The organism is Pseudomonas sp. GW821-FHT04C07, assembly GCF_059420325.1.
Genome location: NZ_JBWKTM010000014.1, coordinates 1 through 14,965, shown reverse-complemented (window position 1 = coordinate 14,965; position 14,965 = coordinate 1). Strand labels below are relative to the sequence as shown.

Here is a 14,965-nt window from a genome sequence, read left to right as displayed (position 1 = left end):
AACGTGACCTGCACGCGATTATTTCATTCATGCCCCTGGAAGCCCCGTAAAGCGGCTCACCTCCAGCAACAACCAGCCGAGCATACTGCCCGGCCAGAATCATTATGCAAATTGTTGCCAAGTATCTTTTACAGAAGGTCTTTTATCAACAACTCAGCCAACTGCACAGCGTTCAGCGCGGCACCTTTGCGTACGTTATCTGACGTCAGCCACAGATTAAGTTCCGCCGGGTCATCGACACTGGTCCGAACCCGTCCGACATACACTACATCCTGCCCCACCGCATCGCCGACCGCCGTCGGGTAATCACCCGCTTCAACCAGTTCGATGCCCGCAGCCGCGTCCAACGCCGCGTTGACCTGCACCAGGTCGATATCGGTCGCAGACTGCAAGGTCACGCTAAAGCTATCGCCAAAAAACACCGGGGCTTGAACACAGGTAACAGAAATCTTTAACAAAGGCTGCGCCAGGACCTCACGCAGCTCCCTGACAAGGCGCTTTTCCAACAACGTGTGGCCTTGAGCATCAGGGGTGCCAACTTGAGCCAGCAGGTTGAACGCCATCTGCCGATCAAAGAATCGCGGCTCCAACGGGCGGACATTAAGCAGTTCGGCGGTTTGCCGGGCCAGCTCTTGAACGGCTTCGCGACCTTGCGCGGAAACGGCCAGGCAGGCCGTCAGGTTGATGCGTTGAATATCGAGCAAACCACGCAACGGCGCCAACACTACCGCCAACGCGGTGGCCGATGCACTTGGGCTGCTCAGTTGTACTGGTTTTTTCAGCCCGGCCAACACCTGGCCGTTGGCTTCCGGAACGACCTGCGGCGCTTGCGCGGCGGGCAAGGCACCGGACAAATCGATCACCGCACAACCGGCAGCTGTAGCACGCGGCGCGAAACTCAGCGTAACCGCGGGACCCGCAGCGAAGAACACCAACTGAACCTTGCTGAAGTCGAATTCGTCGACTTCACGCACCCGCATGTTCTTGCCGCGGAACGGCACCGAGTGCCCGGCCGACTCGCTGCTGGCCAGCAGGTACAAGTTGGCGACAGGGAAATCACGCTCTTCGAGAATCTGGACGAGTGTTTCGCCGACAGTACCGGTGGCGCCGATCACGGCAATATCAAAGGACTGGCTCATGTTGCTACCTCAGGCGAAACGGGGGAGCGGCACTTTACCGGTCGAGAGATGCCTAGGCAATTCGTCACAATACTGATCGTTTCCACGCTCCTGCGTGGAAATGCCGCCATGGACGCTCTGCGTCCGCCGTAGATGTGACGCGGAGCGTCACGGGATGCATTCCCACGCAGAGCGTGGGAACGATCACTGCATCATAAAAAAACCCGCATCTCTTTCGAGACACGGGTTTTTTCAATGCTTCAAACGATCAACGCTCAAGCAGAATCCGCAACATGCGACGCAGCGGCTCGGCCGCGCCCCACAGCAGTTGGTCGCCGACGGTGAAAGCACCGACGAACTGCGACCCCATGTTCAGCTTGCGCAGACGGCCCACCGGTACGTTCAGGGTGCCGGTGACCTTGGTTGGGCTCAGCTCCTGCATGCTGATCTCGCGCTGGTTCGGCACCAGTTTGACCCAAGGGTTGTGCTGGCTGATCAGCCCTTCGATATCGGCAATCGGCACGTCTTTGTTCAGTTTGATGGTCAACGCCTGGCTGTGGCAGCGCATGGCGCCAATGCGCACGCAAATGCCGTCCACCGGGATCGGGCTCTTGAAGCGACCGAGGATCTTGTTGGTCTCGGCCTGGGCCTTCCACTCTTCACGGCTCTGACCGTTCGGCAGCTCTTTGTCGATCCACGGGATCAGGCTGCCGGCCAACGGCACACCGAAATTTTCGGTCGGGTAAGCGTCGCTGCGCATGGCTTCGGCCACTTTACGGTCGATGTCGAGGATGGCGCTGGCCGGGTTGGCCAGTTCATCGGCGACAGCGGCGTGGGTAGCGCCCATCTGCTTGATCAGTTCACGCATGTTCTGCGCGCCGGCACCGGAGGCCGCCTGATACGTCATGGCGCTCATCCACTCCACCAGACCGGCTTCGAACAGACCGCCCAGGCCCATCAGCATCAGGCTGACGGTGCAGTTGCCGCCGATGTAGTTCCTGGTGCCCGCGTCGAGCTGCTGATCGATGACCTTGCGGTTCACCGGATCCAGCACGATCACCGCGTCATCCTGCATGCGCAGGCTGGAAGCGGCGTCGATCCAGTAACCCTGCCAGCCGGCTTCGCGCAGTTTCGGGAAGACTTCGCTGGTGTAGTCGCCACCCTGGCAGGTCAGAATCACGTCGAGGGTTTTCAGCTCTTCAATGCTGTAAGCATCCTTCAGCGGAGCAATGTCCTTGCCCACGGACGGGCCTTGGCCACCGACATTGGAAGTGGTGAAAAACACCGGCTCGATAAGATCGAAATCCTGCTCTTCCAGCATCCGCTGCATGAGCACGGAACCGACCATACCGCGCCAACCGATCAGACCTACACGTTTCATCGCAACTACACCTTCTTGAAAAAGTGGGCCGCTGCTTTCATGGGTGAAAGTGGCAGCGGGCCCGAGAGATTACAGATTCCGCAGCGCGGCGACTACTGCGTCACCCATTTCCTGCGTACCGACTTTAGTGCAACCGTTCGACCAGATGTCGCCGGTGCGCAAACCTTGATCCAGTACCAGGCTCACGGCCTTCTCGATGGCATCGGCGGCGTCCAGCAGATTGAAGCTGTAACGCAGCATCATCGATACCGACAAAATGGTCGCCAGCGGGTTGGCAATGCCCTGCCCCGCGATGTCCGGCGCCGAACCGTGGCACGGCTCGTACATGCCCTTGTTGTTGGCATCCAGCGACGCCGACGGCAGCATGCCGATGGAACCGGTGAGCATCGACGCTTCGTCAGACAGGATATCGCCAAACAGGTTGTCGGTGACAATCACGTCGAATTGCTTGGGTGCACGCACCAGCTGCATCGCGGCATTGTCGACGTACATGTGGCTCAGCTCGACGTCCGGGTAGTCCTTGGCCACTTGCTCAACGACTTCACGCCACAGCTGACTGGATGCCAGTACGTTGGCTTTATCCACCGAGCAGAGCTTTTTGCCGCGTACTCGCGCCATGTCGAAACCGACACGGGCGATACGACGGATCTCGCTTTCGCTGTAGGGCAGCGTGTCGTAGGCCTGACGCTCACCATTTTCCAGCTCGCGGGTGCCACGGGGCGCGCCGAAATAGATACCGCCGGTCAGTTCGCGGACGATCAGGATATCCAGGCCAGAGACGATTTCCGGCTTGAGGCTCGATGCATCGGCCAATTGCGGGTAAAGGATCGCCGGGCGCAAATTGCCGAACAGCCCCAGTTGCGCACGAATCTTCAGCAATCCACGCTCAGGACGGATGTCACGCTCGATCTTGTCCCACTTCGGGCCGCCCACGGCGCCGAGCAGCACCGCATCGGCAGCACGAGCGCGCTCCAGGGTTTCATCAGCCAACGGCACGCCGTGCTTGTCGATGGCTGCGCCGCCGATCACGTCATGGCTCAGCTCAAAACCCAACTGATACTTGTCGTTGGCCAGTTCCAGCACCTTGACCGCTTCGGCCATGATTTCCGGACCAATACCGTCACCCGGGAGAATCAGAATCTGCTTGCTCATGCTTTCCTCATTTCATCTGTCGGCGTGCCCGCAGGCTCGCGGGTTCACCGGGGAAAAATTCTATCGTTCGGCCCACAGCACCAGTACATCCGTACTGAACGAACCGTCGGCCTCAATCTCAAAATACTCGCGCACCTCAGCGCCCATGGCCTGCTGCAACTCACGGATCGCCACCCGCAGCGCCTGAGGCGTACGCATACGCTCGACCCAGGAGGTGTACTCCAGACGCAGACGCTGGCGAGTCGTGCTGCGGGTATGCAAACCCGCTTCGCTGACCTGACGCAACCACTCACCGGCAGAATAATCGCGCACGTGACTGGTGTCGCGCAGCACTTCGACGCTTTGCAGGTAAGTGTCGAACAACGGGCTACCCGGCGACATCACATCGATAAACGCAGCTACCCCGCCCGGCTTGAGCACCCGCCGCACTTCGCGCAGGGCCAGACCGAGATCGCTCCAGTGGTGCGCCGAATACCGGCTGAAAACGAAATCGAACTCGCCATCGGCGAACGGCAGACGCTCGGCAGCGCCCAGCACTGTAGTGACATTGCTCAGCCCCCGATCGACCGCCGCGCCAGCCACCACGTCGAGCATCTGCTGAGACAGGTCGTAAGCCACGACCTCGTTCACCAACGCCGCGACATGAAAACTGACATGACCGGCGCCGCAACCCAGATCCAGAACTTTTGCATCTGAGCGCCCGGCCAGCTCGGCCTGTAGCAACGCGAACTCGGTGCCTTGAGCGTGCACGGCGCTGCTCAGATAGGCCGCGGCCTGTTCACCGAATTGCTTTTGTACCACTTGGCTATGGGCATTACTGGTCATGCTGATTTCCTTTGGGGGCGAGCTTTGTGTTGTCTGTGCGGCCGTCTTCGCGAGCAAGCCTCGCTCCTACAGGGGCAATACAGTCTGTAGGAGCGAGGCTTGCCCGCGATGAGGCCGCAACTGCCTACAACAATTTCGAATCAATCACGCGTCGCGAAACAACCACGGCTGGCTCGCACGATGTTTGGCTTCGAAGGCGGCAATCGCTTCATGGTCCTGCAGGGTCAAGCCGATATCGTCCAGACCGTTGATCAGGCAGTGTTTGCGGAACGCGTCAATCTCGAAACTCAATACCTTGCCGTCCGGACGGGTCACCGTCTGGGCTTGCAAGTCGATCTGCAGCTGGTAGCCCGGGTTGGCCTCGACCTGCTGGAACAGCTCATCGACTTCGGCATCGCTCAAGATGATCGGCAACAAGCCGTTCTTGAAGCTGTTGTTGAAGAAGATGTCAGCGTAGCTCGGCGCGATGATGCTGCGAAAGCCATATTCTTCCAGTGCCCATGGCGCATGCTCGCGGCTCGAGCCGCAACCGAAGTTCTCCCGGGCGAGCAACACGCTGGCGCCTTGATAACGTTCGGCGTTGAGCACGAACTCCTTGTTCAACGGACGCTTGGAGTTGTCCTGATATGGTTGCCCCACATCCAGGTAACGCCACTCATCGAACAGGTTCGGGCCAAAGCCGGTGCGCTTGATCGACTTGAGAAACTGCTTGGGAATGATCTGATCGGTGTCGACGTTGGCACGATCCAAAGGCGCGACAAGACCAGTGTGCTGGGTAAAAGCTCTCATGATTACTGCGCTCCCTGGATCAATTCACGGACATCGATGAAACGACCGTTGACGGCCGCCGCTGCAGCCATCGCCGGGCTGACCAGGTGCGTACGACCACCGGCACCCTGACGGCCTTCGAAGTTGCGGTTGGAGGTCGATGCGCAGTGCTCGCCCGACTCCAAACGGTCCGGGTTCATTGCCAGACACATCGAGCAGCCTGGTTCACGCCATTCGAAACCGGCCTCGATGAAAATCTTGTCCAGACCTTCCGACTCAGCCTGCGCCTTCACCAGACCCGAGCCCGGCACCACGATCGCCTGCTTGATGGTCGAGGCCACTTTACGGCCCTTGGCGATCACCGCCGCAGCGCGCAAATCTTCGATCCGCGAGTTGGTGCAAGAACCGATGAACACACGGTCCAACTGGATATCGGTGATCGCCTGATTGGCGCTCAAACCCATGTACTTCAAGGCACGCTCGATGGAACCGCGTTTTACCAGATCCATCTCTTTCGCCGGGTCCGGCACGTTCTGATCGACTGCGAGCACCATTTCCGGAGACGTGCCCCAGCTGACTTGCGGCTTGATCTGAGTAGCGTCGAGTTCAACGATGGTGTCGAACTTCGCATCAGCGTCGGACACCAGATCTTTCCAGGCTTCGACCGCCAGGTCCCATTCCGCGCCCTTCGGAGCAAACGGACGGCCCTTGACGTAGGCGACAGTTTTTTCGTCCGCGGCGACCAGACCAACCCGTGCACCGGCTTCGATGGACATGTTGCAGATGGTCATGCGGCCTTCCACCGACAAGTCGCGAATCGCGCTACCGGCAAACTCGATGGCGTGGCCGTTGCCGCCGGCGGTGCCGATCTTGCCGATCACCGCGAGGACGATGTCCTTGGCCGTCACGCCGAAAGGCAATTGGCCTTCAACGGAAACCAACATGTTTTTCATTTTTTTCGCAACCAGACACTGAGTGGCGAGCACATGCTCGACCTCGGAAGTGCCGATCCCGTGAGCCAAGGCACCAAATGCGCCGTGAGTCGAGGTGTGGGAGTCGCCGCAGACCACGGTCATGCCCGGCAAGGTCGCGCCCTGCTCCGGACCGATGACGTGGACGATGCCCTGGCGGATGTCGTTCATCTTGAATTCGACGATGCCGTATTCATCACAGTTGTCATCGAGGGTCTGAACCTGCAAACGCGAGACCTGGTCGACGATGGCTTCAATACCGCCTTTACGCTCCGGGGTGGTCGGTACGTTGTGGTCCGGGGTCGCGATGTTGGCATCGATGCGCCAAGGCTTGCGCCCGGCCAGACGCAGGCCTTCGAAGGCCTGCGGCGAAGTCACTTCATGAATGATGTGACGATCGATATAAATCAGCGCCGAACCATCGTCGCGCTGCTTGACCAAATGCGAATCCCAAAGCTTGTCGTAGAGCGTTTTGCCGGCCATCAGACGGTCCTCATCAGCGTATTTCTATGCCCCGGGTTTTGATGCATTTCAATAACCCCTTGGCTTGTGAGGTCGATCCTATGGCGTTACATTAAATAACTCAAATTCATATTTTTTATGCTTTGGATAACAATCTGGAATACAACCATGGATCTGGCCAACCTTAATGCCTTTATCGCGATTGCCGAGACCGGAAGCTTCTCCGGTGCCGGCGAACGCCTGCACCTGACGCAGCCGGCCATCAGCAAACGCATTGCCGGGCTGGAGCAGCAACTCAAGGTGCGATTGTTCGACCGGCTCGGCCGTGAAGTCGGCCTGACTGAAGCCGGGCGTGCCCTGCTGCCCCGGGCCTATCAGATACTCAATGTGCTGGATGACACTCGCCGCGCGCTGACCAACCTGACCGGCGAGGTCACCGGCCGTCTGACTCTGGCGACCAGTCACCATATCGGCTTGCACCGCTTGCCTCCGTTGTTGCGGGCCTTTACCCGGCGCTATCCGGACGTAGCGCTGGACATTCAGTTCCTCGATTCGGAAGTGGCTTACGAAGAAATCCTCCATGGCCGCGCCGAACTGGCGGTGATCACCCTTGCACCGGAGCCGCACACACTGGTACGGGCAACACCGGTCTGGGATGACCCGCTGGACTTCGTCGCCGCGCCGGAACACCCACTTGTCCGCAATGGAGTGGTCAGCCTGGCCGATATCGCCCTGCATCCAGCGGTATTCCCCGGCGGCAACACCTTTACCCACCATATTGTCCAGCGCCTGTTCGAAGCCCAGGGGCTGACGCCGAACATCGCCATGAGTACCAATTATCTGGAAACCATCAAAATGATGGTCTCCATCGGCCTGGCCTGGAGTGTTTTACCGCGTACCATGCTCGATGATCAGGTGGCGCGTATTCCTTTACCGGGCATACAGCTCACTCGCCAGCTAGGCTATATCCTGCACACCGAACGGACGCTGTCGAATGCTGCGCGGGCTTTCATGGCCTTATTGGATGCACAAATCGATTTGCCAGGGACCCCGGCATAAGTTGTGCTTACCCGATATAGTCTGGAACCCTCGCGCTAAATGCCCTATTGAGCTCAAGGCCCGCAGCCAATGCACAAATCCTCTGACCGCACTCGCCACTCCACGCCCTCTATGCCGCGCATAAAGGCGCTGGACCCGAAAACGTCGGAACAGAGCTGGGAGAGCGCCCCGCAATTGCTCGCCGCGCTGAACGGTGCCCATCTGGGCGCCTGGTATTGGGACATAGAACGCGGGCAAATCAGCTGGTCCCGCGGCACTCAAGCCTTGTTTGGCTTCGACCCGCGGCAACCGCTGCCAGCCGACCTGGAATATCTGGACCTGGTGCCCATCGAGGATCGGGCCAAAGCCATGCGCGCCTTCAATGCGGTGGTCGCCGGCGCGCCACTGGAGCAGGCAATGCACCACCGAATCCGCTGGCCGGACGGCAGCCTGCATTGGCTGGAGATCAGCGGCAGCCTGGTGCCGGACAAGAACGGCAAACCGCGAATGATCGGCGTGATCCGCGAAATCACCCATCAACGCCAGCGCGAACAAGCCTTGAGCAGCTCGGAAAAACGCTTTGCCACGCTGTTTCATCTGTGTCCAAACATGGTGCTGCTGACCCGCCAGGAAGACGGCCTGATCAGCGAGGCCAATCAATATTTCGAAAGCCTGTTCGGCTGGCCAGTGCAAGATGCAATCGGCCGCACCACACTGGAGCTGGGTCTTTGGGTCGATCCGGAGCAACGCGCGCAGTTGGTCAAGGCCACCAAGGCCAAAGGTGAACTGACCAACATGGAGGTGCAGTTTCGTGCCAGCAGCGGGCAAATCCACGATGGCATTCTCAGTGCACAAAAGGTTGAGCTGGAGGGGCAGCCCTATCTGCTCAGCACCTTCCTTGACACCACCGAACGCAAAAACGCCGAGCACGCCCTCAAAGACAGCCAGGAGCGCCTCGACCTGGCACTGGACTCTGCCCAGCTCGGTACCTGGGACTGGCACATTCCCAGCGGCATGCTCTATGGCTCGGCACGCGCGGCACAGCTTCATGGCCTGGACCCCAAGCCTTTTCACGAACCCTTCGATGCGTTCTTTGAAGGCGTCCCCGGTGAAGAGCGCGACAGCATGCGCGATGCCTACCGCAGCTTGCGCGAAGGGCCGGCCGGCAACTATCAACTGACCTATCGCGTGCAGCTGGCAGACGGCAGCTCGCGCTTCCTGGAAAGCCGTGCCCGACTCTACCGCGACGAAGATGGCAATCCATTGCGTATGGCCGGCACCTTGCTGGACATCACCGAGCAGGTTGAGCGCGAGCAACGCCTGATCACCTCCGAAGAGAAATTCGCCAGTCTGTTCCAGGTCAGCCCGGACCCGATCTGCGTGACACGCCAGGACACCGGCCAGTTCATCGATATCAACTCCAGTTTTACCCAGACATTTGGCTGGACCGCCGCCGACGTCATGGACCGCAGCGCCGATCAGATCGGGCTCTGGGACGATTCAGCGCAACGCCGGCAACGCATCGAGCAAGTCATCCGCGAGCAGGCGCTGAACAATGTCGCAGTCATTGTTCATCACAAGAATGGCCAAGCCCTGACCTGCGTGATCTCAAGTCGCCAGATCAGCGTCGGCGACCAACCCTGCATCGTGACCACTCTGCGCGACATTACCCAACAGCAACGCTCCGAGGCTGCGCTCAAGGCCAGCGAAGAGAAGTTCGCCAAGGCATTCCACTCAAGCCCCGATGCCATCACCATCACCGAACGCGACACCGGGTGCTACCTGGAGGTCAATGACGGTTTCTGTCGGCTGACAGGCTACCGCGCCGATGAAGTGATCGGGCGCACGGTGTATCAGGTCGGTATCTGGGCCGAAGAGAAACAGCGCTCGACCTTGCTGGCCGAATTGCAGGTGAAAGGCCGGGTTCATCATCTGGAAATGCTCGGCCGTAACAAGCGCGGGGATATTCTCACGGTGGAGGTATCGGTCGAGCCCATTACCCTGAATGAAACGCCTTGCCTGCTACTGACGGCGCGGGACGTCAGCCTTTTGAAGAATGCCGAGGCGCAGATCCGCCATCTGGCTTACCACGACCCTCTGACCAACCTGCCCAACCGTGCACTGCTGATGGACCGCCTGAGCCAGCAGATAGCGCTGCTCAAACGGCATAGCCTGCGTGGCGCCCTGCTGTTCCTCGACCTCGATCACTTCAAGCACATCAACGACTCCCTCGGTCACCCGGTCGGCGATACGGTGCTGAAAATCATTACCGCCCGGCTTGAAGCCAGCGTACGCATGGAGGACACCGTCGCGCGCCTTGGCGGCGACGAGTTTGTGGTATTGCTCAGCGGCCTGGAAGGCTCACGCGGCGAAGTCAGCGATCAAGTACGGGAGCTGGCCGACACCTTGCGCGATCTGCTGTCCGAACCCATGTTTCTCGACGGTCAACGGTTGCAAGTCACACCGAGCATCGGCATCGCCCTGATCCCCGACCACGGCTCGACCCCGAGCGATTTGCTCAAGCGCGCGGACATCGCGCTCTACCGGGCTAAAGATTCCGGACGAAATACCACGCAAATGTTCCACAGCACCATGCAAAAAGCCGCCAGTGAGCGATTGCGCATGGAGACCGACCTGCGCCTGGCCTTCTCACGAGGCGAGTTCAGCCTGCACTTCCAGCCACAAGTCGACGCACGGGGCAACCGCATAGTGGGCGCCGAAGCACTGGTTCGCTGGCAGCACCCAAAACTGGGCGCGCAACCCCCCGCAGACTTCATCAAAGTCCTGGAAGAGAGCGGGCTGATTCTGGAAGTCGGTACCTGGATTCTCAATGAGGCCTGCCTGGCCTTCCGCCAACTGATAGATGAGGGCCGGATCGACCCGCTCAATTTCAGCCTTTGCGTGAATATCAGTCCACGGCAATTTCGTCAGAACGACTTCGTCGAACACATCGAACGCAGTATGAACAACCATCAACTGCCCTGCTCGCTGCTGAAACTGGAGATCACCGAAGGGATCGTGATCCAGAACCTCGATGACACCGTCAACAAGATGCGCCGCCTGAAAAAGCTCGGGGTGAGCTTTGCCATGGATGATTTTGGCACCGGCTATTCTTCGCTGACTTACCTCAAACGCCTGCCAGTGGATGCGCTGAAAATCGACCAGTCCTTCGTCCGCGACGCAACCAGCGACCCGAACGACGCGGAAATCATCCGCGCCATCGTCGCCATGGCCCTCAGCCTCGAGCTGACGGTGATTGCCGAAGGCGTGGAAACCCATGAGCAGCTTGAATTTTTGCAGGGCCTGGGCTGCCATTTGTATCAGGGCTACCTGCATAGCCGGCCGTTACCGCTGAACGAGTTCAAGAAGCTGCTCAAATGAGGGGCGCAAAAAAGGGCGCCGATGGCGCCCTTTCTATTGCAGTTGGCTGATATGGCAAAAATCAGTGCTTCAGAGCCGGTTTTTGCGTTCCATTGATTGGAATGAGCCGGGCTTTCGCCTCTTCCGGCACGATACGCAACAGGTCGATGCTCAACAGACCATTGCTCAGGCCCGCAGCCTTGACTTCGATATGGTCAGCCAGGCGGAAGGACAGTTTGAAGGCCCGCTGGGCGATACCTTGGTACAGATAGGTAACGTCTTCGCCGGTATCGCGCTTGCCGCCACTGATGGTCAATACGCCTTTTTCGACTTGCAGCTCCAGGTCTTCTTCCTGGAAACCGGCCGCGGCAATCACGATACGGTATTGATCTTCCGCGTGTTTTTCCACGTTGTAGGGTGGGTAGGTGCTACCTGGCTCATTGCGTAGCGCCGACTCGAACAGATCGTTGAAACGATCGAAGCCAACCGAAGAACGGAACAGTGGAGCCAAAGAAAATGTAGTACTCATGATCTATCTCCTGAAATTCAGCAAGTGGTTATCTCCGCGACCCGAATTCGGCATCGCGTATAAAAGAGATAAGGATTGACCCACACATTTCAAGAGGCTTTTTTTGAAAAAAATCAGGCCGCTTCGGTGCGCTGAATGCCCAGCAAACGAGCGACCTGATCCAGATCGGTTTCCCGACGCATCGCGGTGAACAGCTCAACCGCTTCAGGGTAATTGCGTGTCAACATCGCCAGCCACTGCTTCAAACGCCCCGGCGCAGAGCGTGGCGTCAGTTGCGCGACGGCCTGCGCCCAGAACTCATGAAGCATCGGCTGCAGGTCGACCCAGGACATCTCGACAACCTCCTCACCGGCCCGCGCGGCGGCTATCTGCCGCGCCAGATCCGGGCGCGAGACCAGTCCGCGACCGAGCATGATGTCTTCGACACCGCTGATCTCACGGCAGCGGCGCCAGTCTTCGACGCTCCAGATATCGCCGTTGGCGAACACCGGTACTTTGACCACTTCCTGAACTCGTGGAATCCACTCCCAATGGGCAGGCGGCTTGTAACCGTCGGTCTTGGTTCGGGCATGCACGACGATGTGCTCAGCACCGCCCTCGGCCAGAGCCGTTGCACACACCAGCGCGCCGTCCGGGCTGTCGAAGCCCAGGCGCATCTTGGCGGTCACCGGAATATGCGCCGGCACCGCGCGACGGACTTGGGCGACAATCGCGTTCAGCAATTCCGGCTCTTTGAGCAGCACCGCGCCGCCGCGAGACTTGTTGACGGTCTTGGCCGGACAGCCGAAGTTCAGGTCAATGACTTGCGAACCCAACTCGCAGGCCAGTGCGGCGTTTTCCGCCAGGCACACCGGGTCAGAGCCGAGCAATTGCACGCGCAACGGCACGCCGGCAGCGGTCTTCGCGCCGCTGAGCAACTCAGGAGCCAGCTTGTGAAAGTAAGCCGGGGTCAGCAGACGATCATTGACGCGAATGAATTCGGTCACACACCAATCGATCCCGCCAACCTGGGTCAAAACGTCCCGCAGGATGTTGTCGACCAACCCCTCCATGGGCGCCAAAGCAATTTGCATGAATAACACTCAACGAAAAACGCGGGCAAAAAAAACGTGCGGCAGTTTACTGGGTTTTCAGGCGAAAGAGTTGCGCCAGCATTTGTGGCGAGGGGGCCTACCCCCTCGCCACAGATCGGCGCTAGATTGCGACTTGCAACGCCGGGCCATAGCCCTCGATAAACTCCGCGGGCATACGCTTGGGCCTGCCACTGGATAGCTCGATACAGGCAAAAGTGGTCTGGGCCCGGAGCAAGGTGGTGTTATCGCTTGGGCGGACCAATTGAAAGCGCCGGGTCATTTTCAGACGCTGATCCCAATCGACGATCCAGGTCGCCAATTGCAGCTCATCACATTCATAGGCAGCAGCCAGGTAGTCGATCTCGTGACGGACCACCGCCATCGCCCGATCCAGCCGTCGGTATTCGGTCAGGTCCAGTCCTAAACGCTGCGAATGACGCCAGGCACAGCGCTCGAGCCAGGTGACATACATCGCGTTATTGGCATGCCCGAGCCCGTCAATGTCTTCGGCCCCCACTTGCAGATCAATGATAAATGGCGTTGCCAGGTCCCAGCCCATGCCCTACTCCCCCGGTCAGATGAATTCGGGGGCAGTGTAACGGATGCTCAGGCGGTTTGGCGCGATTGCAGACTGCGACCGGCGAGCAGGGCCAGCACACCGTCGATCAAACGCGGGTCAGCCAGTACACGCTGATGGCCGCCCTCTTGCAGTCGCAACAAACGGCTGTCAAACCAGGCCTCGTGAATCAGCTCCGATTCTTTGACCGGAACAAAGCAGTCATCCTCGGCGTGCACGATCAGCCCTGGCATATCCAATTGATAGTGGGCCACATCGAGCAGAGACGCCTGCATGCCGACTTCCTGCTCAACTTGCCGGATAAATGCCGAACGCGCCGCGGGCGGCAGGCGTACATACCGGGCAAAACCGCGCAACACACCCAGTATGCGGGCTGGAGCGGCGATGCTGACCAGGGTTTCAGTACGCAAACCCAACTGGACCGCCAGCATGGCGCTGGCACCGCCCATGGAGTGACCGATGACCGCTTGTAGCGGTGGCAACTCAGCGGCAGCCTCAAGCATGGCGCGGGCGAACAACACGACATTCGCCTCACGACCAGGAGATCGACCGTGGGCCGGGCCGTCCAGCGCGACCACCGTGTAACCGGCGTCGACCAGCGCGGTGATCAGGCTGGCGAACTGCGTCGGCCGTCCTTCCCAACCATGCATCAACAACACCGTTGGACCCTGGCCCCAGCGCAACGCCGAAAGCCCGAATCGCAAGGTGATTCGCTCGGACTTCGCCAGCAGCGGCAACTCCCAATCGCGCGGCGGCAGTTCACGCGGCGTCATGAACGCCAGCCGCATCTTGCGGGCAATCAGCTGCGGTGCAAACCAGCCCAGGGTGCCATTAACGCCACGAACCCAGCTTAAAGTGCTCATCGCTCATCTCCTCAGGCTTTCGCTTCAGGTCACAGCACCGCCGACTTGGCGGCACGTAGCAGTCGATCAGATAACTCTCCGGCACCCAGAGCGCGAGCCAGAGCCAGACCACCAACCATCAGGGCGATATCGGCCAAAGCCTTGTCGGTGTCTTCCGGACTGGCCGCCAATTGCGCCACCATCAACTCCAGGTGTTCATTCAGCGCCTGACGAAAGTCGTCCGGCAGGCGCCCCAACTCCCCGACTGAAGCCGGGATCGGGCAAGCCTGTTCGGTAGAATCACGGTGCTTGCGTGACAGGTAGAACGCGGCGACCAAGGCGCGACGCTCTTCACCGGTCAACTCGGTATCCATTTGCGCGATCAAGCCACGGCGCTGAGCGAGCAGTTGCCTGAACGCCTCCAGCATCAGCGCATCCTTGCTTTCAAAGTGCGCATAGAAGCCACCCACCGTAAGCCCGGCGGCACCCATTACCTCCCCCACGCTCGGCTCGGCCGGACCACGCTGAATCAGCGCTGCGCTTGCGGCCTTCAAGATACGTTCGCGGGTTTGAGCTTTTTTATCGTTCATCGTTGCCTCCGAATATTACGATTAAAATATTATTCTCATAATAAATTTTCGCAAGTCGTTGATGTGACCGTTGGTCAGAAGAGCCATTCTTTGAGAACAGAAAGCTGAAGACAGAGAAATAAGAGAATTGGCGAATGCCAGACAAACAAAAGGGCCATTCAATAATTGAATGACCCTATAAATCCCGCAGAGCGGGTAATCGTGGCGTCCCCTAGGGGACTCGAACCCCTGTTACCGCCGTGAAAGGGCGGTGTCCTAGGCCACTAGACGAAGGGGACG

General features: G+C 59.3%; 13 protein-coding genes and 1 tRNA gene. 2 read left to right on the top strand and 12 right to left on the bottom strand.

The genetic code is table 11. The features are described 5' to 3' along the window. Positions 1–128: 128 nt before the first annotated feature. The 6 genes from AC07UI_RS23080 to leuC all read right to left on the bottom strand — a co-directional run bounded on the left by AC07UI_RS23080 (position 129) and on the right by leuC (position 6,698). Positions 129–1,139 (bottom strand): aspartate-semialdehyde dehydrogenase, encoded by a 1,011-nt coding sequence (locus tag AC07UI_RS23080; RefSeq protein ID WP_494994688.1) that lies wholly within the window; start codon positions 1,137–1,139, stop codon positions 129–131. A gap of 247 nt (positions 1,140–1,386) precedes the next feature. After that, complete coding sequence (gene asd / locus AC07UI_RS23075) at positions 1,387–2,499, bottom strand: aspartate-semialdehyde dehydrogenase (RefSeq protein ID WP_494994687.1); 1,113 nt, start codon at positions 2,497–2,499, stop codon at positions 1,387–1,389. Between the two features lie 69 nt (positions 2,500–2,568). After that, the gene (gene leuB / locus AC07UI_RS23070) at positions 2,569–3,651 is read right to left on the bottom strand and encodes a 3-isopropylmalate dehydrogenase (protein WP_494994686.1); all 1,083 of its coding nucleotides are present in this window, start codon (positions 3,649–3,651) and stop codon (positions 2,569–2,571) included. Between the two features lie 60 nt (positions 3,652–3,711). Further along, entirely contained in the window at positions 3,712–4,476 is a 765-nt protein-coding gene (locus AC07UI_RS23065; protein WP_494994685.1) for a class I SAM-dependent methyltransferase, read from the bottom strand. Positions 4,477–4,620: 144 nt separating this feature from the next. Continuing rightward, positions 4,621–5,265, bottom strand: a complete 645-nt coding sequence (gene leuD / locus AC07UI_RS23060) for a 3-isopropylmalate dehydratase small subunit (RefSeq protein WP_494994684.1) — start codon at positions 5,263–5,265, stop codon at positions 4,621–4,623. Between the two features lie 2 nt (positions 5,266–5,267). Further along, the gene (gene leuC, locus AC07UI_RS23055; RefSeq protein WP_494994683.1) at positions 5,268–6,698 is read right to left on the bottom strand and encodes a 3-isopropylmalate dehydratase large subunit; all 1,431 of its coding nucleotides are present in this window, start codon (positions 6,696–6,698) and stop codon (positions 5,268–5,270) included. A gap of 147 nt (positions 6,699–6,845) precedes the next feature. On the opposite strand from leuC, the gene AC07UI_RS23050 reads away from it, so the two are divergent. Both AC07UI_RS23050 and AC07UI_RS23045 read left to right on the top strand, forming a co-directional pair. Next, complete coding sequence (locus AC07UI_RS23050) at positions 6,846–7,736, top strand: LysR family transcriptional regulator (protein WP_494994682.1); 891 nt, start codon at positions 6,846–6,848, stop codon at positions 7,734–7,736. 69 nt (positions 7,737–7,805) lie between these two features. Beyond that, complete coding sequence (locus AC07UI_RS23045; RefSeq protein WP_494994681.1) at positions 7,806–11,096, top strand: PAS domain S-box protein; 3,291 nt, start codon at positions 7,806–7,808, stop codon at positions 11,094–11,096. Between the two features lie 61 nt (positions 11,097–11,157). Here the strand turns inward: AC07UI_RS23045 and AC07UI_RS23040 are convergent, their stop codons facing one another. From AC07UI_RS23040 to AC07UI_RS23015, 6 genes are all read right to left on the bottom strand, one after another. Continuing rightward, on the bottom strand, positions 11,158–11,604 hold the full coding sequence (locus AC07UI_RS23040) for an Hsp20 family protein (protein WP_494994680.1): 447 nt from the start codon (positions 11,602–11,604) through the stop codon (positions 11,158–11,160). Between the two features lie 113 nt (positions 11,605–11,717). Next, complete coding sequence (locus tag AC07UI_RS23035) at positions 11,718–12,677, bottom strand: tRNA dihydrouridine synthase (RefSeq protein ID WP_494994679.1); 960 nt, start codon at positions 12,675–12,677, stop codon at positions 11,718–11,720. A gap of 121 nt (positions 12,678–12,798) precedes the next feature. Continuing rightward, a complete protein-coding gene (locus AC07UI_RS23030; RefSeq protein WP_494994678.1) occupies positions 12,799–13,236 on the bottom strand; it encodes an acyl-CoA thioesterase in 438 nt (145 codons plus the stop codon). A gap of 47 nt (positions 13,237–13,283) precedes the next feature. Then, positions 13,284–14,117, bottom strand: a complete 834-nt coding sequence (locus AC07UI_RS23025) for an alpha/beta fold hydrolase (protein ID WP_494994677.1) — start codon at positions 14,115–14,117, stop codon at positions 13,284–13,286. Positions 14,118–14,146: 29 nt separating this feature from the next. Beyond that, positions 14,147–14,686: a TetR/AcrR family transcriptional regulator gene (locus AC07UI_RS23020; protein WP_494994676.1), complete on the bottom strand. Its 540-nt coding sequence runs from the start codon at positions 14,684–14,686 to the stop codon at positions 14,147–14,149. 202 nt (positions 14,687–14,888) lie between these two features. Further along, positions 14,889–14,964, bottom strand: a tRNA-Glu gene (locus AC07UI_RS23015). Position 14,965 lies beyond the last annotated feature (1 nt).

Bases quoted from the DNA above. Each gene is read 5' to 3' on its own strand.
- AC07UI_RS23040 (WP_494994680.1), bottom strand. From the start codon at position 11,604: ATGAGTACTACATTTTCTTTGGCTCCACTGTTCCGTTCTTCGGTTGGC.
- leuB (WP_494994686.1), bottom strand. From the start codon at position 3,651: ATGAGCAAGCAGATTCTGATTCTCCCGGGTGACGGTATTGGTCCGGAA.
- leuC (WP_494994683.1), bottom strand. From the start codon at position 6,698: ATGGCCGGCAAAACGCTCTACGACAAGCTTTGGGATTCGCATTTGGTC.
- AC07UI_RS23065 (WP_494994685.1), bottom strand. From the start codon at position 4,476: ATGACCAGTAATGCCCATAGCCAAGTGGTACAAAAGCAATTCGGTGAA.
- AC07UI_RS23035 (WP_494994679.1), bottom strand. From the start codon at position 12,677: ATGCAAATTGCTTTGGCGCCCATGGAGGGGTTGGTCGACAACATCCTG.
- AC07UI_RS23050 (WP_494994682.1), top strand. From the start codon at position 6,846: ATGGATCTGGCCAACCTTAATGCCTTTATCGCGATTGCCGAGACCGGA.
- AC07UI_RS23030 (WP_494994678.1), bottom strand. From the start codon at position 13,236: ATGGGCTGGGACCTGGCAACGCCATTTATCATTGATCTGCAAGTGGGG.
- leuD (WP_494994684.1), bottom strand. From the start codon at position 5,265: ATGAGAGCTTTTACCCAGCACACTGGTCTTGTCGCGCCTTTGGATCGT.
- AC07UI_RS23025 (WP_494994677.1), bottom strand. From the start codon at position 14,117: ATGAGCACTTTAAGCTGGGTTCGTGGCGTTAATGGCACCCTGGGCTGG.
- asd (WP_494994687.1), bottom strand. From the start codon at position 2,499: ATGAAACGTGTAGGTCTGATCGGTTGGCGCGGTATGGTCGGTTCCGTG.
- AC07UI_RS23045 (WP_494994681.1), top strand. From the start codon at position 7,806: ATGCACAAATCCTCTGACCGCACTCGCCACTCCACGCCCTCTATGCCG.
- AC07UI_RS23020 (WP_494994676.1), bottom strand. From the start codon at position 14,686: ATGAACGATAAAAAAGCTCAAACCCGCGAACGTATCTTGAAGGCCGCA.
- AC07UI_RS23080 (WP_494994688.1), bottom strand. From the start codon at position 1,139: ATGAGCCAGTCCTTTGATATTGCCGTGATCGGCGCCACCGGTACTGTC.